The organism is Natronobiforma cellulositropha (genome assembly GCF_025629245.1).
GTDB lineage: Archaea > Halobacteriota > Halobacteria > Halobacteriales > Natrialbaceae > Natronobiforma > Natronobiforma cellulositropha.
In genome coordinates this window covers 1-25,131 of record NZ_JANZXN010000030.1, presented here as the reverse complement: position 1 = coordinate 25,131, position 25,131 = coordinate 1, and the positions used below count along the sequence as shown (strand labels likewise).

Below are 25,131 nucleotides of genomic sequence, written 5' to 3'. Positions count from 1 at the left end.
GTTCACACAGTTTACAACGTTTACACCGTGTACACAGTGTACTTCGCGAACGGGCCGCCTCGGAAGCGAATCCGCAACACCGACGGCTGCTCGCGGTGGACGTCTGCACATGGTCATCTACGACCTCACCCAGCCACTCGAGAGCGGGATGCCGGTCTATCCGGGCACCGAACCAGCCAGTGTCGAGCCGACGGCGTCGGTCGCGGCGGACGGCTACCGGACGACCCGTCTCGACCTCGACTCCCACACCGGCACACACGTCGACGCGCCGGCACACATGTCCCCGGGACCGTCGCTCTCGGCGCTCCCGCTCGAGACGTTCCACCTCACGGCGACGGTCGCCGACTGCCGGCCGCTCGAGGCGCGCGAGGTGATCAGTGCCGGGCGACTCGAGCGTGCCGTCGAGGAGGCGGTGAGCGGTGTGGACGAACGCACGCTCGACCTCGTCGTCGTCCGTACCGGCTGGGAGACTCACTGGGGCGAGGCGACCTACTACGATCACCCGTACCTCAGCGCCGACGCCGCCGACTGGCTCGTCGAACGCGACCTCCACCTTGGTCTCGACGCGCTCAATCCGGATCCGACGCCGACGGCGAACGCGGGCGCGGACGAGCCAGCGGGCTTTCCGGTCCACGACCGGCTGTTCGCCACAGAGCGGGTGATCCTCGAGAACCTCTGCGGACTCGAGGCAGTCACAGACGACGAGCGATTCACGCTGTCTGCGTTCCCGCTCGCGATTCCGTCGGGCGATGGCTCGCCGGTGCGGGCGGTCGCCATCCTCGAGTGACTACGAGACGATCGGCTCGCGTCCACGGAGGCTCCAGATACCGAGGACGACCAGCATGAGCGCGAGGACGGCGAGGACGGCCCAGGCTTCGATCTCCCGGGTGCCGAGTACCGGATGCTCGACGAACGCCGTCATCTGGAGCAGGAACAGCACGAGCAACAGCAGGCCGAACGCCGAGGCGATGGCGACGCCGGCGAGTTCGCGGACCATCCAGCGGAACTCCTCACGGTCGCGCTCGCTCGCCGACGTCGGCCCTTCCCCGCTCGTCGGCTCGTCCGAGACGGTGTACGCCTCGGTCTCGAGTGGCGTCTCGAGGTAGCCGACGACGTAGGAGAACGAGAGCGCGGCCACCATCACCACGGCGAACGTGAGCACGCCCGCGCCGGCAGTCGGCGGTGCGAGCAGTACCGTAATCACGAGCGCCACGACGGTGGAGCCACCGAGCAGGGTCAGGAACCGTCTCGTTCTCGAGTTCATACCGGATGCTACGCCGCGGGCATGCTTATTTCTACCACGCTCCGTCGTCACACGACGATGAGAGTCACGGACGGTGAAACAAAAAGCGGGGAGTGGTGCAGCCTCACGCTCTCGGTTGCAGGCGGCGAACCGTCCGCGATGACGAACGTCGTCCTGATCCACAGCCACGATACGGGACGCTACGTCGGGCCCTACGGCTACGACCTGCCGACGCCACGCCTCCAGCGTGTCGCCGAGGAGGGCGTCCTCTTCCGGCAGGCCCACAGCGCCGCGCCGACGTGTTCGCCGAGTCGCGGGGCGCTCCTGACCGGCCAGCCACCGCACGTCAACGGGCTGGTCGGTCTCGCCCACCGGGGGTTCTCCGTCGACGACTACGACCGCCACCTCGCGAGCTACCTCTCGAGACACGGCGTCGAGACCGTCCTCTGCGGAACCGAACACGAGTCGCCGGCCGACGGTTCGGCACGCGACCTCGGCTACGCGGTGTTTCCCGACGACCCGCACCCGACGAACGCCGCGTTCGACGCCCCCCACGAGTACGCCGCTGACGACTACGCGAGCGCTCGAGCGGCGGCCGCCTACATCCACGGCTGGAGCGAGCGGGACCCGCCGTACTTCCTCTCGGTCGGCTTCCACAACACCCACCGTCCGTTTCCGACCGGTGACGGTCTCGCGGTCGACCCGGCGTACGTCAGGCCACCCGATCCCCTCCCGGACACGCCGGAGACGCGCGAGGACATGGCTGGCTACGCGACCGCCGTCGGCTTCGTCGACGACTGTGTCGGCCACGTCTACGACGCCCTCGAGTCGGCCGGCGTGCTCGAGGAGACCCTGCTCGTCTTCACGACCGACCACGGCCCGCCGTTTCCGGGGATGAAGTGCTCGCTGCGCGACGGCGGGACCGGCGTCTCGCTGCTGATTCGCCCGCCGGACGGGCCGCGGGGCGTCGCCGTGGACGCACTCGTCTCTCACCTCGACCTCTACCCGACGGTCTGTGAGACACTCGGCGTCGAGGTACCCGACTGGGCGGCGGGCCACTCGTTGCACGGACTCGTCGTCGGCGAAGTCGAGACCGTCCGCGAGGAGGTCGTCACCGAGGTGACCTACCACGCCGCCTACGAACCCGCCCGGTGTCTCAGAACCGAGCGCTACGTCTACGTCCGCCGCTTCGACGACTACGAAACGTGGGTGTTGCCGAACGTCGACGACGGCCCGTCGAAACAGCACCTCCTCGAGTACGGTCTCGGTGAGCGCGAACAGCCACGGGAGGCGCTCTACGACCGCGTCTACGACCCGCTCGAGTGTGTCAACCTCGTCGACGACCCCGAGTACGCGGCGGTCCGCGACGAGTTCCGCGAGCGCCTCCACACCAGGATGGCCGAGACCGGCGACCCGCTGCTCGAGGGACCGGTTTCGAAACCCGACGGGGCGGTCGCGGACCGACGCGACGGTCTCCACCCCGACGGACCGTTCGAGGAGTCGGACGCGCGCTGATTCGGACGGTCTGCGCCGGGTTGGACGAGCTTCGCCGAGCCGTCTCACCCGCCGCGCCGTCCAGCAGTCGCCGTCAACGTCACACCTTTCCTCGCTCGCGCCGTACCTCCCGTATGGAACGAGCGACCTTCGGCGGCGGCTGTTTCTGGTGTATCGAAGCCGCGTTCGACGTGCTCGATGGCGTCGACCGCGTCACCTCCGGCTACGCCGGCGGCCACGTCGACGAGCCGACCTACCGGGCGGTGTGCTCGGGCGAGACGGGCCACGCAGAGGTCGTCGAAGTCGCCTACGACCCCGAGACGGTCGGCTACGACGAGCTACTCGAGGTCTTCTTCACCATCCACGACCCGACGACGCGGAACCGACAGGGACCGGACGTCGGCTCACAGTACCGCTCTGCGATCTTCACTCACGACGAGGACCAGCAGGCGACCGCCGAAGCGTTCGTCGAGGCACTCGAGGAGGAAGGCGTCTACGACGATCCGATCGTCACCGAAATCGAACCGCTCGAGACGTTCTACGAGGCCGAGGAGTACCACCAGGACTACTTCGCGAAGAATCCCGAACAGGCCTACTGTGCGATGTACGCCGCACCGAAGGTCGAGAAGGTCCGCGAGCGCTTCGCCGTTCGCTCGACGAGCGACTGAACACACCGTCGCGCCACCGACGCCACCGCTCACTCCTCGAGCGGGAGGTCCTCGACGAACGCCTTCACGATCGCCTCCTCTGCGCGGTGGAGCGTCTCGCTACACGTCGACTTCGCGACGCCCAGATGCGTCGCCAGCTCCGTCAGCGAACAGCGCCGGGGTGTGTCGTAGTAGCCCTCCTCGAGCGCTTCGAGGACGACCTCGAGCTGTCGTTCCGAGAGGACGTGGCCCTCGTGGCGATGCTCGCTGACCTGTTCGACCCGGTATCCGAGACCGAACCCCGTCAGCTGTGTCGCCAGTTTCGAGAGCCGTTCCCGTGAGCCGGTGACCTCGATCGTCGCCTCGCCGTCGCTGATCTCGATAGGCAGTTCGATCGGAATACCGGCCTCTCTCGAGGAGACCAACAGCGGTAGCGCCGTCATCTCGAGTGCGACCGTCGCCTCGCCGTCGTCTCGGTGAGCGATCGTGAGGTCGGGAAGCTGTGGGTGGTCGGCTAACGCCTCGAGAATCGTCTCGAGGCCCGGTCCCACCAGCCTGACCAGCGCGAACCCGGTGTCGGTACCCGGGACCGCCGCGACGACCCGGATCGCCACGTCGGGGTGGGCCGTCGATACCTGGCTCACCCACAGCTCTTCGGGCATGGTGACGGTGAGCGTCGCCTGAACCATAGCTCGTGTTCGGACGGCTGGCACTAACGACTATGCCCGAACGGGTTCGGTCGAGGGTGGCGGTGGGTGAGTCGGCACAGGACGAACCGACCGACTCGAGTCAGACCACCGGACGCGGCAACGTCGCCGACGGCAACGCGGAGGGCGAGATTCAGATCGACGGTGGTACGGATAACGCACTCGAGGTCAACGGCGTCGTCTACACCGAAGACACCGCCTGACTCGAGTGGCGTGTCTGGAGTGACACCGCCGCCTGTCGGTGTTCACCTCCCGGCGCGCGTGTTCCGGGCGTAGCGTTAGGGCCGTCGACGGTGTGCTGGCTGGCGTGAGCGATCCACCCGACGTCGAACTCGTCGAGACCGCAGACGAGTACATTCACGTCAGATTCCGCGACCCCGACCGCTACGACGACATTCGAACACCGGACTGGGCGAAAACCCCGGCCGAATCGGTTTCTGCGGGAAGTGAGGTGCGCACCGGCAGACTCGAGGGGAGCGACGACTGGGAGGTCACGAGCGTCCTGATCGAGAAACACGTCGGCGAAGAGAAAGCGACGGCGCAGGCTCGAGAGATCGTCGCGAAGATCGAATCCTGAGTGAGGCTACCACTCGGTCAGCGCCCGCGTGCCGTGGAACCGGACGAGGACGATCAGGAACGACGCGACGCCGGTGAGCGCGAACGCACCGCCGACGAAGAACACCGAGGACATACTCACTTCGACCATGAGCCAGCCGCCGAGCAGCGGCGCGATCACGCTCCCGGGCCGCCAGATGAGTTCGCGGATACCGAAACTCGAGGCGACGCCGCCCTCTGCGGTTCCCTCGTCGGCGAACAGCGCCATGCTCGCGGGTTCGCGGAAGCTGTCGGCGATGCCGAGGAGCCCGGAGAGAGCAACGAGTGGGAGGAAAGCTGCCGTCAGCTCACCGAAGAGGGGGTAGCTCGCCGGGAGCGAGAGCGCCTCGCCGATGGCGGGCGAGAACGGGACGACCAGTGCGATCAGCCCGTACGCGCCGCCACCGGCGAAGACGAACAATGCGCGGCCGTGGCCATCGGAGAGACGACCCGTAAACGGCTGACAGCACATGTTGGTGAACTTCTCGGCGGTGACGGTGAGCGCGACCGCCAGTCCGCCGTAGGCGAGACCGCCCTGGGCAGCGGTGACGCCCGCGAAGATTGGCACCCAGTTGCGCACGAGCGTCACCGAGAAGGCGTACTGGAAGCGAAAGACCGAGAGCGTCAGAATCCGGCGGTTGAGCGCGAGACCCGTGAACGGAAACCCCTCGATACGCGTCTCGTCGCGCTCGAGGAATGCGAACGAACCGAGCCACGCGAGGACGATGATACAGACGATGATCGCGAAGATGGGACCGAAACCGAACGCCTCGTAGAGCGCGCCCGCACCCAGACTGCCGAAAATCGAGGCGGCGAAGCTCGCGGCGTTCGCCTTCCCAATGTAGTTCGCGCGCGTTCCCATCTCGGCGATCTGGCCGACCAGCGAGAGCGTCATCAGCCCCGCACCAGTGACGGCGACCCCCTGGAGCGCCCTGATCAGGATGAACGAGGCGCTCGAGTCGACCAGCGGAAAGAGCGCGTACACCGCTGCCCCGAGGCCGACGACCACGAGGAGGACGGTCCGTTTGTCGAAACGATCGCCCGCCCACGCGAGCGGGATTACCGCGAGCGTCTGGGCGAGCGTGAACCCGGAGGTGTACATCCCGATGATCAGCCCGGCGCTGATGGTGACCCCGAGTACGGTCGTCCCCGTCGGCTCGAGTTCGTTGATGTAGTACGGAAGCAACGTCACCAGGGTGATGAAGCCGAAGCCTTCGGCGAACCGCGTCAGATACAGCGCCCAGAACTGCGGCCGGTCGTCGTTCACGCCCGTGGCTGTCGCCGGGAGCGGGAAGAACGTTTCGAATCGATACACCACCGACACCGTTCACGTCTCATTCAGTACGAAGACGAGCGAGAGCCACCACCAGAACGTTCACACCCGTCGCAGACGCACCTCGAGTATGCACGTCGAGGTGCTCACCTACGGTCACGTCCGGGAGGCCGCCGGAGAGAAGCGACTGGTCGAGTCCGTCTCCGAGGGGGCGACCGTCGCCACAGTCCTCGGATCACTCACGCCGACGCTCGGAATCGAACTCGTCGAAGCGTTCGAACGTGATGCACTCGTCGTCCACCTCGATGGGCGGGACGTGAAACTGGCAGACGGTCTCGAGACCGAACTCGAGTCGGGTGCCCGACTGAGCCTGACCGGAACGCCGATGCCGGAGTGAGTCTGCGAGGGGCCGACGAGGGTGAGAGACGCCGCTCGAGTGCGTTACCAGTCGAGGCTGCCGCCGCTCTGGTACTCCGTGACCTGTGTTTCGAAGAAGTTCTTCTCCTTGTTCAGGTCGACCTGTTCTGACAGCCACGGAAACGGGTTGTCCGTCCCGTACTGTTTCGGGAGGCCGAGCTGTCCGAGCCGACGGTCGGCGATGTGTTCGACGTACTCGGCGAACCCCTCGGCACTCATGCCGAGGATGTCGTCGGGGCAGGCCTCGTAGGCGTAGATCTTCTCGAGTTCGACGGCGTCGGTGATCAGGTCGACCACCTCGGTGCCGAACTCGTCGGTCCACACACCGGGGTTCTCCGTCCGAATCGCGTCGATGAGGTCGACCCCGAACCCGAGGTGGAGTGACTCGTCGCGCATGATGTACTCGAACTGCTGGCCGACGCCGACCATCTTGTTCTGGCGTTTCAGTCCGAGCATCATCGCGAATCCGGCGTAGAAGAAGATGCCCTCCATGATGACGTAGAAGCCGACGAGGTCACGGAGGAAGTTCCGCAGGTCCTCGTCTGTCTCGATGGAGAAGCCGTCTTCGTCGATGACTCGAGTCAGGTCGACGACGAACTCGTCTTTCTCCTCGATGGAGGGGACGCGGTCGTACATCCCGTAGAGGTACTCCGGCTCGAATCCGAGCGAGTCACAGCAGTAGATGAACGTATCCGTGTGAATCGCTTCCTCGTAGGCCTGCCGGAGCAAGTACTGACGACACTCGGGTGCGGTAACGTGATCGTACACTGCCAGGACGATGTTGTTGGCCGTCAGCGACTCGGCCGTCGAGAAGAACCCGAGGTTCCACTCGATGAGCTGTCGCTCAGCGTCGGAGAGGGCATCACCGTTCCACTGGGTGACGTCTTCTTGCATCGGAATCTCCTCGGGCACCCAGTTGTTGTTGACTCCGGCTTCGTAGTACTCTCGAGCCCAGTCGTACTCGATTGGCAGTATCTTGTTCGGATCGTGTTCGGCGTCGGTGTTGATGATCGGCATCGTAGTGATTGGAAGGGGGTGATAGTTCACTGACAGGATTCGCACGTCGGGTCCTCGACCGTACAGAGGTCGTCGCTGGAGCGACCACCATCGGCCGTCGTATCCGCCGGCGGCGACCCATCCCGGTGCTGTGTTTTCCCGTACGTGGCCATGTCCAGCGTGGACTTCTCGATCTGGGATGCGCCGAGCGTGCGGAGGTAGTACGTCGTCTTCAGACCCAGCTCCCACGCGGTCTCGTAGACGTCCGTCAGGAGCGAGCCGTCGGTCGACGGGAAGAAGACGTTGTGTGAGACCGACTGGTCGATCCAGGTCTGTCGGTGTGCGGTCAGTCGGATCTGGTGGCGTGGATCGATCTCGAACGCGCCGCGGTAACGCCGTTTCAGGTCGTCCGGAACGGTGTCGATCTCCTGAACCGAGCCGTCGTGGTACTTGATACGGTCGACCATCTCCTCGTCCCAGAGTCCACGTTCTCGCAGGTCCTCGACGAGCTGGTCGTTGATAATCGTGAAGTCACCCGACATGTTCGACTTGACGTAGAGGTTCGAGTACAGCGGCTCGATCGATGGCGTCGTGCCGTTGACCGTCGAGACGGTCGCCGTCGGCGCGATGGCCATCGTGTTCGAGTTTCGCATCCCGTGTTCTTCGACGTGTTCGCGCACGGCGTACCAGTCGAGCGTCTCCTCGCGGTCCGTCGGAATCTCTCGGCCACGTTCGTCCTCGAGCAGGTCGACGGTATCCTGTGGGAGGAGACCGCGGTCCCACTTCGATCCCTCGTAGGAGGGGTACGGTCCCCGTTCGGCCGCGAGTCTCGAGGAGGTGAGAATCGCGTGGTAGGAGACGAACTCCTGCCAACGGTTGGCCGTCTCGACCGCCGCCTCGGAGTCCATCGGAACCTCGAGTTGCATCAGTGCGTCGTGAAAGCCCATCGTCCCGAGTCCGACGGGCCGGTGCTGTGCGTTCGAGCGTTCGGCCTCGTCGGTCGGGTAAAAACAGAGGTCGACGACGTTGTCGAGCATCCGCATCGCCGTCTCGATGGTCTCCGCGAGGTACTCCCGGTCGAGTCCGTCGTTGGAGACGTGGGTCGCGAAGTTGACGCTCCCCAGGTTACAGACGGCGTGTTCGTCCGCGCTCGTGTTGAGCGTAATCTCCGTACAGAGGTTCGAGGAGTGGACCCTCCCGACGTGGTCCTGTGGGGAACGAACGTTACAGGGGTCTTTGAACGTCAGCCACGGGTGGCCGGTCTCGAACAGGCGCGTGAGCATCGTCCGCCAGAGGTCCTCGGCGTCGACGCGTTCGTACTGTCTGAGTTCGCCCTCGTCGGCGCGTCGCTCGTACTCGCGGTAGCGTGCTTCGAACGCCTCACCGAAGCAACCGTGGAGCTCCGGAGCCTCGTCGGGGCTGAACAGCGTCCACTCCCCGCCGTTTTCGACGCGCTTCATGAAGAGGTCCGGAATCCACGCAGCCGTGTTCATATCCGGCGTGCGACGGCGCTCGTCGCCGGTGTTCCGCTTGAGGTCGACGAAGGCGGGAAAATCGAGGTGCCAGCAGGCCAGGTACGCACACGCCGCCCCGCGGCGTTTTCCGGAGCGGTTGATCGCGGCCGTCACGTCGTTGCTGATCCGGAGGAACGGCACGACGCCGGTCGACTCGACGCCCGTGCTCTCGATGAGCGCCCCCGCCGAGCGGAGGTTCGTCCAGTCGTTGCCCAGCCCACCGCTCCACTTCGACAGCTGTGCGTGGTGTTTGTACGCCTCGAAGATGTCCTCGAGGTCGTCCTGGACCGTCGTCAGGTAACACGAGGAGAGCTGTGGGTGAGCCGTCCCGCTGTGAAACAGCGTCGGCGTCGAGGGCGTAAACTCCAGATTCGAGAGGACGTCGTAGAACTCCTTCGCCCACGACTGTGGCTCGTCCTCCTCGAGTGCGAGACCCATCGCCACGCGCATCCAGAACGCCTGTGGGAGTTCGAGGTGCTCGCCGCTCTGTTCGGTCTTGAGGAAGTAGCGCTGGTAGAGCGTCTCCATCGCCATGTACTCGAACAGCTGGTCGCGGTCAGGCTCGAGGTAGTCGGCGAGGTCGGCGAGGTCGAACCGGTCGGTCAGCCGCTCGTCGAGGAGACCGAGTTCGACGCCTCGCTCGAGGTTCGTGACGAACGTCTCCCGGTAGGCACGGTCGAGTTCGAACCCGGTCAGGTCCTCACCGAGGAGTTCGCGGTAGTATCGCTGCCGGAAGACGGCGGCGGCGACGTGCGTGAGCGCCGGGTCACGCTCGACGCGCGCCGTCAGTGCCTGGATGACGGCCTGATACACCTCGTCGGTGGCTGCGCCCTCGTAGAGGGTACGTTCGATCTCGGTGGTGAGATCCGTGACGTCTTCGTCGGTGAGGTGTGATTCGTAGCCGGTCCGTGCGCGGTCGATGATCGATCTGACCTGTGGTGTCTGTGTCTGTTGCTGGCTCATGGTTCAGGGGGCGTAGAGACGCCACTGTTCGTAGTTGTGACTCGTCGCTTCGCTCGAGGCGACCCCGTAGCCGGGACCGCTCGTCTCCGACCTCATTCGCTGTAGTCTGAACGAACCACCATGAATGTTTCCAACTTAAGTTTCTATAGGGAAAGTCTACTTGCATATCGGCGTCACACCGGTGGTCCGTCGCGGCGGTCCGTCGGAGGTTCAGACGGCGCTGGTGAAATCCTCGAAGCGGTACCGAACTGGTCGATACCGTAAGTGGATGCACGCTGTTAGTCGATACGAGCGCGGCCGCGTACTCGAGTACCAACAAATGCTGGGGGGCCCGACGGGCTCGACTGGCATGGCCACCTGCTGATCACACGAGTCACACCATTCCCCGTACGATGCACGAAGACTGACGACCCACTACACTCATCCGTTCCAGCAATCGGATGCATCCTGACCCTATCGGGTCAGGTATTCTCCTCGATTCCGTACAACCCGGCCAGAATGGTTCCCCACGAAACGAGAGCGAGGATACCGTGGGGTAACAAGCTCGGTGAATAGTCCATCAGCATGAGTGAATATGGGTATATCAACACTGCTCCTGCCAAGCCAAGCCCAACCGTAGCGTACGTGGTCTGGCGTCTGTTCGTTCTTTTCTCTCGTGTGAGTCCCGTCCAGAGAAGGAAAACGGCATACCAGCCCAACGTAAGTGCTTTTACGATCAGTTCGAAGATTGGACTGAAGTCGAATCCGTGTGCGGACGACGTCCGGACGAGATATTCGTCTCCGTCGACCTCCACGAGACCGTACGCCTCGTGAGTCTCGTGGTACACTGACGGGAACTCTGGCAAATTGGCGTACTCGTCACAATAGAGGAGAGACGAGTCACAGACTGAGACTGGACGCAGTTGCTGCCATGCGTTGGGTGGATATTCGACACCTCTCGGTTGTTTGTTCCGTATCTCTTCGAATGCTCGTTGAGTCTCCGGCGAAAGAGCGGCTATGGGAGTTGGTGACACCTCTCGCAATTCTTCGCTCCCTTCGACGTAGCGTTCGAACGGCTCTGCTGACTCGTGAGCGATTGCATACGACGGCCCATCCGTACTGTACGGTGATGTGAGGGCACCCGTATACAGGATACAGGTACCCAGTAGAACTGCCACTCCAACAGAGTACCACAAGACGGGATCGCTCCACTTCTCAGACATCTATCTGACGCCTTTCTAACGTTTGTGTATATACTTTCTGTCGGTCTCACTGGCCGTGTTTAGGTAGGCGAAAACCAGCCGACCAGCCGACGCTGGGTGGGACTGAAAGGGGCGACGCTCTCGAGGTGCGAGGTCGTTCGAAAGACGTGGTGCGTCGTTCGTCATCGAGCGAAACCGTCGGTTTCGCGGACCTCGCGAATCCCCGATTCGCTCAGTCACGAGAGAGCAACGCTCTCTCGAACGACAGCGAGTTCTTCGCGAGTGAAACGAGCGAAGGCCAGCGAGACGCCTGCGTCTCGCCAAGCGCAGTCCTCGAGAGCGTCGGAGGCTTTCTTGGCGTTCGCGGCCAACGGATCGGCAGGTCGTGCTACACTGAACACCACCAGAATATCATCCCGAAGAGTGATATACTCACGTCCCGTCCGTTGGTTCGATGCCAGACTCTGCCCCGGCGTTCGAGGATGTAAACGAGCGCGCCAAAGAGGACTGGAAGCGTGAGACCAGCCCGTTCGACCGTGTGCGGTCAGTGATGCGCACGGCGTACGAGCCCATGAGCGCGGCGACCGTTGCCGAAAAGGCCCTCACGTCGGAGCAGACAGCACGCAAGCATCTTCGCTCGCTCGTCGAACACGGCTACGTGGCAGAGACCGCGTCGCCAGACTCGACGGGAACGCTGTATCAGCGAGCCAAAGACTCGCTCGCTCTCGAACAGGCTCGGCGTATCCTCGACGAGACGGACACCGAGACGCTCTCGACACGCGTTCTGGAGATGCGCGAGGAGCTTCGAGAGTACGGCGACCGGTTCGGCGCTAACTCGCCCGATGACGCCGTCCGATCCCGCGCGAATATCGACGCAGAGACGCTCCTCGAGTGGCGAACGACGCGGCGAAACCTCGCATTCGCTGAGGTAGCGCTCGCGCTCAGCGCGGTCGAAAACCCCACCGGTGGCGCAGAAGCAGTCTGATGCAATTCGACGACGGAGACGGCGACTCTCACGCACTTCGAGGCACGATCGACGTGACGAAACTCGATGCGTTCCGAGATGCGTTCAGCGCCATCGAACCGATGGTCTCGGGCGAGATCGACGACCGACTCAACCCGCGAGAACTCCGACTCACGATCCCGTACGGCATCGGGGAGGCAGAGACAACCATATTCACGGTTCGATGGACGACGGCGGGCGACTACAACATCCACTACTCGGATACGTCCGGGCGCAACCTCCGGTGGGATATCCACCCTCACGACTTTTCAGCACCGCCTGACGACCGACACTTCCACCCGCCACCAGACGCGTCGAGCGCGGATACCCACGTAGAGCCATCGTGTCTCAGGGAACCCTCAGTTGACATCGTTGCCCGGGCAATTCACCTCGTATGGCGACGGGCACTCGACGAGGGGTCGGTGACGAACATCAACGCCGGAACGAACCAGCCCTGACCGCGTTCAGTACAGTGTATCAGTACTCAGTGAACTCCGGATGGACCAATACTTCGCCGATAACCCGAAATCCGACGATCACGCGTTCGAGCCTGGGACGCCCTATTTCGAACGTGTGAACAGGGTCCCAACGGAGAACGTATCGACTGGATCGAGACAGTGGCTGTCTCGAGTCGTCACCCTACGGCGAGGAGGTGAACAGCGCGACGCCGATTCCGATCGCCAGTGCGACGAGCGCCGCGACGGCGACCAGTCCCATACGAGAGGGTTCCGTCTCGAGGTCGACGTGCTCGCCGTCCGTTAGTTCCTCGTAGCCAGCGAAGAGGAGGACGCCGGTGCCGGCGAGAATCGCGACGCCGAGGATCGGTCTCGAGGTGACGAGCGGCAGCGAGACGAAAAACCACCCCAGTGCCAGGAGTATCGTGCCGACGCCCATCGTCTGGTGCCAGCTAACCGACCGCCCTCGCACTCGTGTCCGTTCGCGAACGCCGGTGAGTACGTACGCGCTCGCGGCGAGCAACGAGATGACGACGCCGACGCTCGTCGTCGTCGGAACCGCGTCGAGCCCGACGTAGACGACGCCGCCGACGTAGACGGCGAACAGTCCGATTCCGACGACGAGGGCACTCAGTCGCTGGAATCGGGTCATTAGTGACGAATGTACACATTTTTATTTAATAATTTCGCCCGCGGCCATCGGCGACGGTTCGGCGCTTCTCGAGCGGTAGTGCTCCCCGAGAGCCGTCTCGCGTACGGCGAACGCCGCGTGCGGGTTCAGACGACGAATTCGAACCGGGCACCGCCGTCCCGGTCGGCCAGGCGGACGGTCCAGCCGTGGGCGTCGGCGATCCGGTCGACGATGGCGAGTCCCAGCCCCGTCCCGTCGGGGCTGGTCGTGTAGCCCTGCTCGAAGATGGCCGTCCGGTCCTCGCGCGCCACGCCCCGCCCGTCGTCGGCGACGAAGAAGCCGTCCTCACCGGCGAGCGCCCCCACGGTCACGGTCACGTCGGGACCACCGTGTTCGATGGCGTTTCGGAACAGGTTCTCGAAGAGTTCGTGGAACCGGGTGCGGTCGGCGGTGATCGTCCCGAGGTCGTCGTCGATCACCAGCTGTGCGTCCGCCGTATCCACCCACTCCCAGGACTCGAGGGCGACCACCCCCGGGAACACCGACTCGACCGCACCGATCGTCTCGCCCTGCTGGGTGAGCGCGAGCAGTTCGTCGATGAGCGTCCCCATGCGCTCGAGGGCGAACGTGATCTCGCCGAGTTCTTCGTGAGTCGTTCGCGCTGCGAGCTGGTCGGTGTAGGCCTGTGCGACGTTCAGCGGGTTCCTGAGGTCGTGACTGAGGACGCTCGCGAACTGCGCGAGACGCTCGTTCTGCGTCTCGAGCTCTCGCTTTCGTTCCTCTCGCTCCGTTACGTCACGGAAGATGCCCGAGAACAGCCGCCGGCCGTCGAGGTCGTGTTCGCAGAGGGTGACCGAGACGACGACTTCGTGGCCGTCGCGGTGGAGCGCGGGAAGCTCGACGCCATCCCAGTCGATGTTTCGGTCGCCCCCGCCGAGGTAGCGCTCGAGACCGACCTCGTGATCCGCTCGAAGCCGTGACGGGATCAACTCGAGTTTCGACGTCCCGATCAGCTCTTCCGGATGCCACCCCAGGATGCGTTCGATGCCGGCGTTGGCGAAGACGATCGTACTCTCATCAGTTATCGTGAGAATTCCGTCGGAACTGTTCGCGATCAGTGTCTGAAAGAAATCACCACGGTTGGCAATCGTGGGATCCAGTGCGTAACCAGGTGGATCACCACGTTCGTCCACGTACTGCGGTACTGTGCGTGATGATGTCTTGAGTGTTCTGGTTCGATCTTCCCCTTCACTCCGTTTCTCCAGCCCACGGTGATTGTTCGTGCACATCCGCATATCGAACCGGTAGTGGAAATTCGTCAGTCGCTCCCGGCAGACACCGCCAGCCGCTCGCGCGAACGTTTTTTACGCGTCGAGACCAACGTCGGGTGATGGATCTCGAAGACCATGCCGAGGAACTCGCCTCCGACCTCGGTGTTGACAACGAGGAGGTTGTGCAAGGCTTGCGGAATCTCGTCGAGTACAGCGTGCCGATCGACGAGGCCAAACAGAGCCTCCGCCGGAAGTACGGCGACGAGAGCGTCGCCTCCGGCGCACCGACGACCAAACAGATCGGGGAGATCACACCCGACTCGAGCAACGTCACCGTCACCGCACGGGTGCTCACCGCCGGCGAACGCTCGATCCGCTACCAGGGCGCAGATCACGTCATCGTCGAGGGAAAACTCGCCGACGAGACCGGCGTCATCGACTACACCGCCTGGGAGGACTTCGGTCTCGAACCCGGTGACACGATCACCGCGGGCAACGCTGGCGTCCGCGAGTGGGACGGCGACCCCGAACTCAACCTCGGCGAGAACACCTCGGTCTCGTTTCTCGAGGAGCCGCTCGAGGTGCCCCACGATATCGGCGGCAAGTCGACGCTCAGGGAGCTACAGACGGGCGACCGGGCGGTCACGATCTCGGTGCGCGTCCTCGAGTGTGAACGGCGCACCATCGACGGCCGCGACGGCGAGACGGAGATTCTGAGCGGCGTCTTCGGCGACGCGAGCGGCCGCCTCCCGTTTACCAACTGGGACCCACTGCCCGAGATCGAAGAAGGCGTGTCGGTCCGCATCGAGAACGCCTACGTGCGTGAGTTCCGTGGCGTTCCCGAGGTGAACGTCTCCGAACACTCACGCGTCGACGCGCTCGCAGAGTCGGTCGACGTCGGCGACGACGCCCCCGAGATGGCCATCGGCGACGCGGTCGCCTCCGGCGGCGTCTACGACGTCTGTCTGGTCGGCAACCTGCTGGCCGTCCGCGACGGCTCCGGACTCATCCAGCGCTGTCCCGAGTGTAACCGCGTCATCCAGAAGGGGCAGTGTCGGACCCACGGCGGCGTCGACGGCGTCGACGACCTGCGCGTGAAGGCCATCCTCGACGACGGCACCGCGAGCGTCACCGTCGTCCTCGACGACGAACTGACGAGTGAGGTCTACGGCGGGACGCTCGAGGACGCCCTCGAGCAGGCCCGCGACGCGATGGACCAGGAGGTCGTCGCCGACACCATCCGCGAGCGTATCGTCGGCCGCGAGTACCGCGTGCGCGGACACCTCTCGGTCGACGAGTACGGCGCGAACCTCGACGCGAGCGAGTTCGACGAGAGCGGGGACGACCCCGCCGAGCGTGCGCGAACCTTCCTCACGGAGGTGGGCGCGTGAGCGCCGACGACGGGCCCGTCGCCGGCCGCGAAGTCGCCTACCGGCTGTTCGCCGCCGAGTACGACGACGCCTCGCTCAGTCACGCCGAGAGCGACGAAGAGCGGGCACCGAACTACGTCGTCACGCCGACGGGCGCGCGGACGAACCGGCTGTTCGTCACCGGGACGCTCACCGAGGTGACGCCGGTCAACGACGAGATGGTCAGAGCGCGTGTCGTCGACCCGACGGGGGCGTTCGTCGTCTACGCCGGCCAGTACCAGCCGGAGGCGCTGGCGTTCCTCGAGCGCACCGACCCGCCGGCGTTCGTCGCCGTCACTGGCAAGGCCCGAACCTTCCAGCCGGACGATTCGGACCTCGTCTACACCTCGATCCGTCCGGAGAGTTTCTCGACGATCGACGCCGCGACGCGCGAGCGCTGGGTCGTCACGGCCGCCGAACAGACCCTCGAGCGCATCGCCACCTACGCGGCGGCCGCCGAGGTCGACGCACGCGGCGAGGCGTTGACCGAGACACTCCTCGAGAACGGCGTCGAGGCTGGTCTCGCCGCGGGTATCCCGCTCGCACAGGACCACTACGGAACGACACCCGACTACCTCGAGGCGTTGCGGACGCTCTCGCTCGAGGCCGCCCGCGTCGTCGCTGGCGACCTCGACCAGGTCGGGGCGTTCTCACTGGTCCCTGACGAGAGTAGCGGTGAGGGCGCGAGTTTCGCCAGCCTCGCCGCGGACCGCTCGTTCGAAGCCTCCCACACCACGACCGAAACACGAGCGGCCCAGACAGCCGAGACGGAACCGGCCGAGGCGCCAGCCGCGACACCCGGCGCCTCGGGTGAACCGGCGGCGACGGACGCCGCGGACACCGCCTCCGACCGCTCGAGCGAGACCGATGACGAGTCGCTCGAATCGGACGCGCCGTCCGAATCAGTGGCTCCGTCCGAGACCACGGCGGAGGAAACGGCTGCCGCCGAGAAGCCGGCGTCGGCGGGTGCGGACAGTGAGCCACCGGTCGAGGCATCGTCGGCGGATGCTGGTGACGACGCAGCGACCGAGACGGAGCCAGCGAGCGCGGACGCAGACGACGAGTCGGAGGCGGAGACCGACCTCGAGGACGTCGGCGGCATGTACGAGATGGACGACGAGGAACGGGCCGAACTCGAGGCGGAGTTCGGTGCGGAGTTCACGACCGGGACCGACGTCGGGGACCCCGGCGAGGCGGGCATCGAGACGCCCGAACCGGACCCGGCCGACGCGGCGGCCGAGACCCCGGCGACCGACGAGACCAGCGAGAGCGACGACGCCAGCACCGACACGGACGACGTCGGCGGGTCACTCGGCGACTTCGAGCCACAGAGCGAGGACCTCACGGCGCAAACGGACGACGAGGTGGAGACCGACTCGAGTGACGCCGACGCGGACGGTGACGAACCCGACGCGACGCCGGAGGCAGCTGACGGGGACCTCGAGGACGAGGAGTCCGACGAGACGCCCGCAGACGTCGACGTCGACGTCGAGAGCCTCGTCGTCGAGACGATGCGCGACCTCGACGACGGCGACGGCGCGGACAGAGCGACGCTGATCGAGACGATCACCGCGGACGCCGGCGTCGACGAAGCGGCCGTCGAAGAGGCCATCGAGGACGCACTGATGGGCGGACAGTGTTACGAACCGGACGACGAGACGCTGAAACCGATCTGAACGTGTCACCACCGCCCGCAGACGCGCCGGTGCGCGAGTCGGCCTACACGCCACCGCTCGAACCAGTGCCGGACGAACCGGCGGCACTCGCTCGCGTCGAAGGCGAGCGCGTCTTGCTGATCGCCGACTACCACGCGGGCATCGAGGTCGGGATTCGCACCGAGCGCGGGGTCACCGTCCCGAGTCGGGCCGAGGCGCGCCGCGAGCGCCTCGTCTCGCTCGTCGAGCGAACCGCTCCCGACCGGCTCGTGATCCTCGGCGACCTGATGCACGCCATCGGCGACCCCGGCGGGGCCGAACGCGGCGAACTCGAGGTACTGTTCGAGACGCTGCCGGCCGGTCTCGAGACGACGCTCGTCAAGGGCAACCACGACGGGAACATCGAGTCCTGGCTCGAGGGCGTCGAGGTGGTCGCCGGCAGCGGTGTCCGGCTGGGGCGGCTCGGCGTCTGCCACGGCCACACCTGGCCCGATCCCGACGCGCTCACGGGCGTCGACGTCGTCTGTTTCGGCCACGAACACCCCTGCGTACGACTCGAGGACGACGTCGGCGGCGCGCGTATCGAACGCGTCTGGCTGCGCGGACGGCTCGCTGCCGACGGGTTCACAGACCGGGAGGCGTACACCGGTCTCGAGTGGCTCACCGACCCGTCCGCCGCACCGGCGGCCGTCTGCGTGCCCGCGTTCAACGACCTCGCTGGCGGGACCTGGGTCAACCTGTCGGGCCAGTCGTTTCTCTCGCCGTTCCTGCCGGCGGGGATCACGGGGGCGGAGGCGTATCTCCTCGACGGGACGCGCCTCGGACCCTACCGATCGATCTGAGCGGGACAAGCGAGGGTCTTATGCGCGTCTCACCCCTACGCTCTCGAGATGACAGACGGCGACGCGGCGGCCTTCTCACACCTCGGGCCGTCGGTTCGCGAAGCCCTCTCGGCGCGCGGCTTCTCGACGCCGACCCCGCCACAACGGCTCGCCATCGCGCCGCTGACCGCCGGAGAGGACACCCTCGTGATTGCACCCACCGGGAGCGGCAAGACCGAAACCGCGATGCTCCCCGTCTTCGACGCCCTCGTCGACGACCCACCCGACGGCTTCGGCGCACTCTACGTCACCCCGCTGCGCGCGCTCAACCGCGACATGCGCGAGCGCCTCGAGTGGTGGGGTGAGACGCTCGGTCCCACCGTCGACGTCCGCCACGGCGACACCAGCCGCTACCAGCGCAGCAAGCAGTCGCAGAACCCGCCGGACGTGTTGATCACGACGCCCGAGACCATCCAGGCGATGCTCACCGGCGAGCGCCTCCGTGAGGGACTGGCCGACCTCTCACACGTCGTGATCGACGAGGTCCACGAACTCGCAGCGTCGAAACGCGGCGCACAGCTCGCGGTCGGTCTCGAGCGCCTGCGTGGTCTCGCCGGGGCGTTCCAGCGCATCGGTCTCTCGGCGACCGTCGGCGACCCCGAGGAGGTCGGCGCGTTCCTCACCGGCGGCAGTCCGTGCGTGATCCGCGAAATCGACGTCGGGAGTAACGTCGCGGTGACGGTCCGTGAACCCGAGCGGACCGACGAGGACGAACGGCTGGCACGGACGCTCGCGACCGACCCCGCCACCGCGAGCCACGTCAGACTGATCCGTGACCTCGTCGAGCGCCACGAGTCGACGCTGATCTTCGTCAACACCAGACAGACCGCCGAGGCGCTCGCCTCGAGAGTCACCGAACTCGAGTTGCCCATCGGCGTCCACCACGGCTCGCTCTCGAAGGAGGCGCGCATCGAGGTCGAAGACGCGTTCAAGGCTGGCGACCTCGACGCGCTGCTGTGTACCTCCTCGATGGAACTGGGCATCGACGTCGGCCGGATCGACCACGTGATCCAGTACCAGAGTCCGCGACAGGTCTCGCGGCTGCTCCAGCGCATCGGCCGTGCGGGCCACCGGTCGGGCGACGTCTCACGCGGCACCATCGTCACCACCCGCCCCGACGACACGCTCGAGGCGATGGCCATCGCCCGGCGCGCTCGAGCGGGCGAGGTCGAACCCGCCGCGATCCACGAGGGGAGTCTGGACGTGGTCGCGAACCAGGTCGCGGGACTGGTGCTGTGTCACGGCTCGGTCCGGGTCGTCGACGCGCTCGCGCTCGTCCGGCGGGCCTACCCCTACCGCGACCTCACGGAGGCGTCGTTCCGGAGCGTCCTCGGCGAACTCCACCGCAACCGGATCGTCTGGTTCGACGAGGGCGACGACCGCCTCGAGCCCTCCGGCGGCACCCGGGGGTACGTCTACGCGAACCTCTCGATGATCCCCGACGAGGCGACCTACGAGGTCCACGACATCGCCTCGGGGGGCCGGATCGGCACGCTCGACGAGCGCTTCGTCGTCAACTTCGCCGCCCCCGGTGCGACCTTCGTCCAGCGCGGGCGGATGTGGCGCATCGCCGAGGTCGACGACGAGGAGGGCCGAGTGGAGGTGAGTCCCATCGAGGACCCGACCGGCGAGATTCCCTCCTGGATCGGCCAGGAGATTCCCGTCCCCCAGGCGGTCGCCGGGGAGGTCGGCGAGATTCGCGCCGTCGCGGGCACACAGCTCGAGTCGGGGACCGACGCCGGGTCCGTGGCTCGCGACCTCGCAGGTCGCTACGACGCCACCGGCGACACCCTCGAGCGCGCGCTCGCCCCGCTCGAGCGCCACGCCGAGAGCGAGACGCCGATTCCGACCGCCGACCGGATCGTCCTCGAGCGCGAGGGCCGGGCCGTGGTCCTCACCGCCCACTTCGGCCACACGGCGAACGAGACGCTCGGCCGGCTGCTCTCGGCGCTGCTCGGCCAGGCCAGTGGCTCCTCGATCGGTCTCGACGTCGACCCCTACCGGATCGAACTCGAGGTGCCGACGGGAGTCGCGACGAGCGAGATCCTGGCCGTGCTCGAGGAGACCGACCCCGCCCACGTCGAACCCATCGTCGAACTCGGGCTCAAACGCTCGGATGCGCTCGCCTTCCGCCTCGCACAGGTCTCGGCGAAGTTCGGCGCGCTCGAGCGCTGGCGTGGCGCTGGCAGGCTCTCGAACGAGCGGCTCCTCGCCGCACTCGAGGAGACGCCGATGCACGCCGAGGCCGTCCGCGAGGTGTTCCACGAGGATCTCGATCCGGCGGCGGCGAGCGCGGTGCTCGAGGGCGTCCAGTCGGGGGCGATCGACCTCGTCACCACGCGCGGGCGGACGCCGGTCGGCACCGGTGGGCACTCGTCGGGGAAGGAACTGCTCGCACCCGAGAACGCCGACGCGAGCGTCATTCAGGCGGTCAGAGAGCGGATTCAGCGCGACCGGGTGACGCTGGTGTGTACCCACTGCACCGAGTGGCTCTCGCGGACGAGAGTCGAGCGCGTCGCCGAGCAGCCGACCTGTCCCGCGTGTGGGTCGACGCGCGTCGCCGCCCTGAGTCCGTGGGCCGACGAGGTGGTCGACGCCGTCCGCGCCGCCGAGCGAGACGAGGAGGGCGAGCAACTGGTCCGCCGGGCGATCCGCAACGCGAATCTCGTCCAGAGCCACGGCAAGCGCGCCGTCATCGCGATGAGCGCCCGCGGCGTCGGCCCGCACAACGCCGCCCGCATCATCGCGAAGTTGCGCGAGGACGAAGACGACTTCTACCGGGACATTTTGGCACAGGAACGCGAGTACGCCCGGACGAAGTCGTTCTGGGACTGACGTGCGTTATGCACGCGATCATATGATCGTGTGCATACTGAGACGCGTCGAGTCGGCCCCCTCGAATCGCCGGAGTCTCCGGGGTATAAGCCGCTCGAGTCACACCCACACACATGGAGTACACACGACTCGGCTCCACCGGGGTACAGGCATCACCGCTCTGTCTGGGGACGTGGCGCTTCGGCCAGGAGAGCGGCGGCGTCGTCGAGACCGGCCGCGAGGAGGCTCACACCCTCCTCGACGCGTTCGCAGACGCGGGCGGGAACTTCATCGACACCGCCAACGGCTACGGCGGCGGTGACTCCGAGCGCTGGATCGGCGAGTGGCTCGCAGAGCGCGACCGCGAAGACTTCGTGATCGCCTCGAAAGTCTACTGGTCACAGGAGTCGCGCTTCCAGGAGAACCTCTCGCGGAAGAACGTCCGTGCGGAGATCGAGGGATCGCTCGAGCGCCTCGACACTGACTACCTCGACGTCTACTACATCCACCGCTTCGACGACGAGACGCCGGTGCTCGAGACGATGCGGACGCTGACGAACCTGGTCGAGGAAGGAAGGGTTCACTACCTCGGGGCGTCGACGATGGCCGCCTGGAAGCTCACCAAAGCCCTCTGGAAGGCAGAGGTCGACGGTCTCGAGCGCTTCGAGATCACCCAGCCGATGTTTCACGCGGCCTACCGCGAGGACGTGTCTGACTACCTCGACGTCTGCGCCGACCAGGGTCTCGCCGTCTGCCCGTACTCGCCGCTGGCCGGGGGCTTTCTCACCGGCAAGTACGAGCGCGTCGGCGAGGGCGTCGACGACGTCGAAGCGCCCGACGGCTCTCGCGGCGCGCTCGACGAGATGTTCTCGGAGTGGTACGTCTCCGAACGCGGCTGGGCCGTCCTCGACGCGGTGCGCGCCGTCGCCGAGGAGATCGACGCCACGCCCGCACAGGTCGCCCTCCGGTGGCTCGTGCAGCAGGAGGCGTTCACCTGCGTTCCCATCGTCGGTGCGCGAACCGTCGCACAGCTCGAGGACAACCTCGGCGCGCTCGAGATCGAGTTGAGCGACGCCCAGTACGCCCGGATCGACGACGCCCGGACGTCGGCCTGAGCGCGCTCGGTCAGACGCGCTCGGCGAACGCGTCCTGGAACGTCGCCGTCCCCTCGCGCCAGGCGGCGATCAGCGCGTCGTCGTTCTCGCTGTCCCAGGGGTCGATAGAGCCGTGTGCGTCGATCCACTCGAGACCGCGTCGGACGCCGTCTTCGAACGAGATCGTGTACTCGAAGCCGAGGTCGCGTCGCGCCTTCGCGTTGTCGAAGACGGTGCTGTACTGGAAGTGAGCGACCAGCATGTCGGTGCGCTCGGGCACCGCTGCGACGAGGTCAGCGGTCGGGATGTGAACCAGGTCGGGATCGGGTGCCTCGAGCGCGCGAGCGACGGTCCGGTGGTACTGGTTCCACGTGATGACCTCCTCGCTCGTGACGTGGTACGCTTCACCGTAGGCGGTCTCGTTGCCGACGGCGTTGACGAACGCGCGGGCGACGTCGTCGCGGTGACACGGTCCCCACAGCGAGGTGCCGTCGCCGTGGACGACGATCGGTTCGCCGCGCTCGAGTCGGTCGAGGTAGTAACTGCCCCGGCCGAAGGTGTGTAAGATCGGGTGTTTCTCGTCGTATGTGCTCCACGGGCGGATAATCGTCACGTCGAAGGCGTCGCCGTGGGCGGCTAAGAAGACGTCTTCGGCGGCGGCTTTGTTCTCGCCGTACTCGCTCACCGGCGGTGACCGGGGGGCGTCTTCGGTGATGGGATTCGTCGCCGGCGGCCGGTGGTAGACGTCGACCGTCGAGCAGAAGATGTACTGGTCGACCGTGCCCGCGAACGCCTCGACGGCGCGTTCGGCCTGTTCGGGCGTGAAACAGATCATGTCGATCACGCAGTCGACCTCGAGTTCGTCGACCTGGGCGGCGAAACGTCCGTGGTCGTTTCGGTCGCCCGAGACGAACGTGACGCCGTCGGGCACCTGCGCCGGCGTTTCACCCCTGGTGAAACACGTGACGTCGTGGCCCGTGTCGACGAGTTGGCGGGTGATTCCGGTGCTGATCAGTCCCGTCCCGCCGACGATGAGAACGTGCATGCGGAGGGATGCATTCCGACCGGGATAAGTGATGTGACCGATGGGTGCGCCGTTCGAGCCACCGGCGGTGCGCGACGCCGCTGACAGTCGTAGTGTTGTAACGGAATCCACAGTGGGTGGACGGCAGCCCGCCTCGAGCGAGCACCGGCGGCCGCCGTGTACGATCGGCGGGATCGATCGTGACGCAACACTTGTAACGGTGGCATCTATCTATGTAGGTATGACCGCAGAGGAGACTCGTCGACGGACGAAAGTCGAGCGAGTGATCGACGAGTACGGGTTAGACGGGTTTGGGGACCACCTCGAGGCCGCCTGGGTGGGCGACGGGACCGAACGGACGAGTCTGCGGGACTTAGCGACCGAGTTCAACATCGAGGTGTTACAGGCCGCACTGGGGGAGGCGGGCGAGTCGACGATCAGTTCGGACGTCGAGAGCACCTACCAGACGCTGACCGACGACGACGTACCGCGAGCCGACGAGATCAGAAAACGCCGCGAACTCGAGCGTGCCGGCGTCGACGTCGACGAGGTCTGTACAGACTTCGTCACTCACCAGGCGATTCACACCTACCTGACGACCGTCCGTAACGCGGAGCTTACGCAGGACGTCGAAGACCGGATCGAGCGCAAGAAAGAGACGATCCAACGGCTGGCGAGTCGCACCCAGGTCGTCACCGACTCGACGCTCGAGGAACTCGTCCGTGCGGACTTACTCACCGACCGTCAGTACGAGGTGTTCGTCACCGTCCGCGTCGTCTGTGACGCCTGCGGCGCGGACTACACCGTCGACGAACTCATCACGCAGGGTGGCTGTGACTGCCACACGGGTTGAACCCTCTCCGTTCTGGTCATCAACGTTTATAGTCTGAGCGCGACATCGAACGCATATGTCAATCACAGAGTCTCTAGAGACACCGGTAGAGGTCGCCGCCGAGAACATCGGCGGCATCGACCGGACGACGGTCTCACTCGAGCCGGGGGTCAACGTGCTGACGGGGCGCAACGCCACCAACCGCACCTCGTTTCTCCAGGCGATCATGGCCGCCCTCGGCAGCGAGCGCCCCTCGTTGAAAGGCGACGCCGACCAGGGCAGTGCCACCCTCGCCTTCGGCGAAAATACGTACACGCGCTCGATCAGCCGGCGAAACGGCCACCTCGTCTTCGACGGCGATCCCTACCTCGAGGACGCCGAACTGGCGGATCTCTTCGCCTTCTTGCTCGAGTCGAACGAGGCGCGCCGGGCGGTCGGCCGGGGGGACGATCTGCGCGAGCTGATCATGCGGCCGATCGACACCGACGAGATTCAGGCCCAGATCACGCTCCTCGAAACCGAAAAGCGCGACATCGACGAGCAACTCGCCGATCTCGAGCGCCTCGCCGAGCGCCTGCCCGAACTCGAAGCCGAGCGCGTCGGTCTCGACGACGAGATCGCCGACCTCGAGCGCGAACTCGAGACCGTCGAGACCGAACTCGAGGAACTCGACGCCGACGTCGAGGAGAGCCAGGCCCAGAAATCAGACCTCGAGCGGACCTTCGCCGACCTCCGCCGGGCCCGCCAGCGCCTCGAGTCGGCCCGCTTCGACCTCGAGACCGAACGCGAGGCCCGGAGCGAACTCGAGCGCGAGCGCGAGGAACTCGAAGAGCGACTCGAGGCGATCGACGGCGACGAAGACGAGTCGCCCGCCAGACTGGAGGGCAGAGTGCAGGAACTCAGAGAGCGCAAACGCGCACTCGACACGACGCTCAACGACCTCCAGAGCGTCATCCGCTTCAACGAGGAGCGCCTCGAGGAGGGCGGCATCGACCTCGGCGAGGCGCGCGCCGAAGGCGGCGACCTGACCGAC

Annotated in this window: 24 protein-coding genes; 15 read left to right on the top strand and 9 right to left on the bottom strand. The window is 65.9% G+C overall.

The genetic code is table 11. From position 1 onward, the window contains the following. Nucleotides 1–109: 109 nt before the first annotated feature. Nucleotides 110–787 (top strand): cyclase family protein, encoded by a 678-nt coding sequence (locus tag N0B15_RS13075; RefSeq protein WP_317618607.1) that lies wholly within the window; start codon nt 110–112, stop codon nt 785–787. On the opposite strand, the gene N0B15_RS13070 is transcribed toward N0B15_RS13075, so the two are convergent. Then, the gene (locus tag N0B15_RS13070; protein WP_263020153.1) at nt 788–1,264 is read right to left on the bottom strand and encodes a hypothetical protein; all 477 of its coding nucleotides are present in this window, start codon (nt 1,262–1,264) and stop codon (nt 788–790) included. It abuts the gene before it with no gap. A gap of 57 nt (nt 1,265–1,321) precedes the next feature. Here N0B15_RS13070 and N0B15_RS13065 point away from each other — a divergent pair, with 57 nt between their 5' ends. Continuing rightward, nucleotides 1,322–2,758, top strand: a complete 1,437-nt coding sequence (locus N0B15_RS13065) for a sulfatase family protein (RefSeq protein WP_263020152.1) — start codon at nt 1,322–1,324, stop codon at nt 2,756–2,758. Nucleotides 2,759–2,871: 113 nt separating this feature from the next. Continuing rightward, a complete protein-coding gene (gene msrA / locus N0B15_RS13060; RefSeq protein WP_263020151.1) occupies nt 2,872–3,405 on the top strand; it encodes a peptide-methionine (S)-S-oxide reductase MsrA in 534 nt (177 codons plus the stop codon). Nucleotides 3,406–3,434: 29 nt separating this feature from the next. Here msrA and N0B15_RS13055 read toward each other — a convergent pair whose 3' ends face one another. Next, on the bottom strand, nt 3,435–4,073 hold the full coding sequence (locus tag N0B15_RS13055; protein ID WP_263020150.1) for a helix-turn-helix domain-containing protein: 639 nt from the start codon (nt 4,071–4,073) through the stop codon (nt 3,435–3,437). 62 nt (nt 4,074–4,135) lie between these two features. Here N0B15_RS13055 and N0B15_RS13050 point away from each other — a divergent pair, with 62 nt between their 5' ends. Then, the gene (locus N0B15_RS13050) at nt 4,136–4,294 is read left to right on the top strand and encodes a hypothetical protein (RefSeq protein ID WP_263020149.1); all 159 of its coding nucleotides are present in this window, start codon (nt 4,136–4,138) and stop codon (nt 4,292–4,294) included. A 104-nt stretch (nt 4,295–4,398) separates the two neighbouring features. Further along, nucleotides 4,399–4,668, top strand: a complete 270-nt coding sequence (locus N0B15_RS13045) for a hypothetical protein (RefSeq protein ID WP_263020148.1) — start codon at nt 4,399–4,401, stop codon at nt 4,666–4,668. A gap of 6 nt (nt 4,669–4,674) precedes the next feature. Here the strand turns inward: N0B15_RS13045 and N0B15_RS13040 are convergent, their stop codons facing one another. Further along, complete coding sequence (locus tag N0B15_RS13040) at nt 4,675–5,952, bottom strand: MFS transporter (protein WP_263020147.1); 1,278 nt, start codon at nt 5,950–5,952, stop codon at nt 4,675–4,677. 136 nt (nt 5,953–6,088) lie between these two features. On the opposite strand from N0B15_RS13040, the gene N0B15_RS13035 reads away from it, so the two are divergent. Continuing rightward, nucleotides 6,089–6,355 (top strand): MoaD/ThiS family protein, encoded by a 267-nt coding sequence (locus N0B15_RS13035; RefSeq protein ID WP_263020146.1) that lies wholly within the window; start codon nt 6,089–6,091, stop codon nt 6,353–6,355. Nucleotides 6,356–6,399: 44 nt separating this feature from the next. Here N0B15_RS13035 and N0B15_RS13030 read toward each other — a convergent pair whose 3' ends face one another. From N0B15_RS13030 to N0B15_RS13020, 3 genes are all read right to left on the bottom strand, one after another. Beyond that, nucleotides 6,400–7,392 carry a ribonucleotide-diphosphate reductase subunit beta gene (locus tag N0B15_RS13030; protein ID WP_263020145.1) on the bottom strand — a complete coding sequence of 331 codons (993 nt, stop codon included), beginning with the start codon at nt 7,390–7,392 and terminating at the stop codon, nt 6,400–6,402. A gap of 26 nt (nt 7,393–7,418) precedes the next feature. Beyond that, nucleotides 7,419–9,848, bottom strand: coding sequence for a ribonucleoside-diphosphate reductase subunit alpha (locus N0B15_RS13025; protein ID WP_263020144.1), 2,430 nt, complete (start codon nt 9,846–9,848; stop codon nt 7,419–7,421). A 461-nt stretch (nt 9,849–10,309) separates the two neighbouring features. Further along, complete coding sequence (locus tag N0B15_RS13020) at nt 10,310–11,050, bottom strand: hypothetical protein (protein ID WP_263020143.1); 741 nt, start codon at nt 11,048–11,050, stop codon at nt 10,310–10,312. Between the two features lie 433 nt (nt 11,051–11,483). Between N0B15_RS13020 and N0B15_RS13015 the strand changes: the two genes are divergently transcribed. Both N0B15_RS13015 and N0B15_RS13010 read left to right on the top strand, forming a co-directional pair. After that, nucleotides 11,484–12,014, top strand: a complete 531-nt coding sequence (locus N0B15_RS13015; protein ID WP_263020142.1) for a DUF7342 family protein — start codon at nt 11,484–11,486, stop codon at nt 12,012–12,014. Then, complete coding sequence (locus N0B15_RS13010; RefSeq protein ID WP_263020141.1) at nt 12,014–12,490, top strand: toxin-antitoxin system TumE family protein; 477 nt, start codon at nt 12,014–12,016, stop codon at nt 12,488–12,490. The genes N0B15_RS13015 and N0B15_RS13010 overlap by 1 nt, the downstream gene beginning before the upstream one ends. A 181-nt stretch (nt 12,491–12,671) precedes the next feature. Here N0B15_RS13010 and N0B15_RS13005 read toward each other — a convergent pair whose 3' ends face one another. Further along, complete coding sequence (locus N0B15_RS13005) at nt 12,672–13,139, bottom strand: DUF7994 family protein (RefSeq protein ID WP_263020140.1); 468 nt, start codon at nt 13,137–13,139, stop codon at nt 12,672–12,674. 125 nt (nt 13,140–13,264) lie between these two features. Beyond that, entirely contained in the window at nt 13,265–14,311 is a 1,047-nt protein-coding gene (locus N0B15_RS13000; protein WP_263020139.1) for a sensor histidine kinase, read from the bottom strand. Between the two features lie 197 nt (nt 14,312–14,508). On the opposite strand from N0B15_RS13000, the gene N0B15_RS12995 reads away from it, so the two are divergent. From N0B15_RS12995 to N0B15_RS12975, 5 genes are all read left to right on the top strand, one after another. Continuing rightward, nucleotides 14,509–15,780: a Single-stranded DNA binding protein gene (locus tag N0B15_RS12995; protein ID WP_263020138.1), complete on the top strand. Its 1,272-nt coding sequence runs from the start codon at nt 14,509–14,511 to the stop codon at nt 15,778–15,780. Further along, nucleotides 15,777–17,474: a hypothetical protein gene (locus N0B15_RS12990; RefSeq protein ID WP_263020137.1), complete on the top strand. Its 1,698-nt coding sequence runs from the start codon at nt 15,777–15,779 to the stop codon at nt 17,472–17,474. Before N0B15_RS12995 ends, N0B15_RS12990 begins: the two co-directional genes overlap by 4 nt. A 2-nt stretch (nt 17,475–17,476) precedes the next feature. Then, entirely contained in the window at nt 17,477–18,295 is an 819-nt protein-coding gene (locus N0B15_RS12985; protein WP_263020136.1) for a metallophosphoesterase, read from the top strand. Nucleotides 18,296–18,343: 48 nt separating this feature from the next. Continuing rightward, entirely contained in the window at nt 18,344–21,169 is a 2,826-nt protein-coding gene (locus N0B15_RS12980; RefSeq protein ID WP_263020135.1) for a DEAD/DEAH box helicase, read from the top strand. 113 nt (nt 21,170–21,282) lie between these two features. Beyond that, a complete protein-coding gene (locus tag N0B15_RS12975; RefSeq protein ID WP_263020134.1) occupies nt 21,283–22,263 on the top strand; it encodes an aldo/keto reductase in 981 nt (326 codons plus the stop codon). 10 nt (nt 22,264–22,273) lie between these two features. On the opposite strand, the gene N0B15_RS12970 is transcribed toward N0B15_RS12975, so the two are convergent. Continuing rightward, nucleotides 22,274–23,287, bottom strand: coding sequence for an NAD-dependent epimerase/dehydratase family protein (locus N0B15_RS12970; RefSeq protein WP_263020133.1), 1,014 nt, complete (start codon nt 23,285–23,287; stop codon nt 22,274–22,276). A gap of 220 nt (nt 23,288–23,507) precedes the next feature. Between N0B15_RS12970 and rdfA the strand changes: the two genes are divergently transcribed. Continuing rightward, nucleotides 23,508–24,119, top strand: coding sequence for a rod-determining factor RdfA (rdfA, locus tag N0B15_RS12965; RefSeq protein ID WP_263020132.1), 612 nt, complete (start codon nt 23,508–23,510; stop codon nt 24,117–24,119). A 55-nt stretch (nt 24,120–24,174) separates the two neighbouring features. After that, nucleotides 24,175–25,131, top strand: a 957-nt coding sequence (locus N0B15_RS12960; RefSeq protein WP_263020131.1) for an archaea-specific SMC-related protein, incomplete at its 3' end; no start/stop codon positions are given.

Coding starts and splice junctions, on each gene's coding strand:
- N0B15_RS13075 (WP_317618607.1), top strand. CDS start 110: ATGGTCATCTACGACCTCACCCAGCCACTCGAGAGCGGGATGCCGGTC.
- N0B15_RS13070 (WP_263020153.1), bottom strand. CDS start 1,264: ATGAACTCGAGAACGAGACGGTTCCTGACCCTGCTCGGTGGCTCCACC.
- N0B15_RS13065 (WP_263020152.1), top strand. CDS start 1,322: ATGAGAGTCACGGACGGTGAAACAAAAAGCGGGGAGTGGTGCAGCCTC.
- msrA (WP_263020151.1), top strand. CDS start 2,872: ATGGAACGAGCGACCTTCGGCGGCGGCTGTTTCTGGTGTATCGAAGCC.
- N0B15_RS13055 (WP_263020150.1), bottom strand. CDS start 4,073: ATGGTTCAGGCGACGCTCACCGTCACCATGCCCGAAGAGCTGTGGGTG.
- N0B15_RS13035 (WP_263020146.1), top strand. CDS start 6,089: ATGCACGTCGAGGTGCTCACCTACGGTCACGTCCGGGAGGCCGCCGGA.
- N0B15_RS13030 (WP_263020145.1), bottom strand. CDS start 7,392: ATGCCGATCATCAACACCGACGCCGAACACGATCCGAACAAGATACTG.
- N0B15_RS13025 (WP_263020144.1), bottom strand. CDS start 9,848: ATGAGCCAGCAACAGACACAGACACCACAGGTCAGATCGATCATCGAC.
- N0B15_RS13020 (WP_263020143.1), bottom strand. CDS start 11,050: ATGTCTGAGAAGTGGAGCGATCCCGTCTTGTGGTACTCTGTTGGAGTG.
- N0B15_RS13015 (WP_263020142.1), top strand. CDS start 11,484: ATGCCAGACTCTGCCCCGGCGTTCGAGGATGTAAACGAGCGCGCCAAA.
- N0B15_RS13010 (WP_263020141.1), top strand. CDS start 12,014: ATGCAATTCGACGACGGAGACGGCGACTCTCACGCACTTCGAGGCACG.
- N0B15_RS13005 (WP_263020140.1), bottom strand. CDS start 13,139: ATGACCCGATTCCAGCGACTGAGTGCCCTCGTCGTCGGAATCGGACTG.
- N0B15_RS12995 (WP_263020138.1), top strand. CDS start 14,509: ATGGATCTCGAAGACCATGCCGAGGAACTCGCCTCCGACCTCGGTGTT.
- N0B15_RS12980 (WP_263020135.1), top strand. CDS start 18,344: ATGACAGACGGCGACGCGGCGGCCTTCTCACACCTCGGGCCGTCGGTT.
- N0B15_RS12975 (WP_263020134.1), top strand. CDS start 21,283: ATGGAGTACACACGACTCGGCTCCACCGGGGTACAGGCATCACCGCTC.
- N0B15_RS12970 (WP_263020133.1), bottom strand. CDS start 23,287: ATGCACGTTCTCATCGTCGGCGGGACGGGACTGATCAGCACCGGAATC.
- rdfA (WP_263020132.1), top strand. CDS start 23,508: ATGACCGCAGAGGAGACTCGTCGACGGACGAAAGTCGAGCGAGTGATC.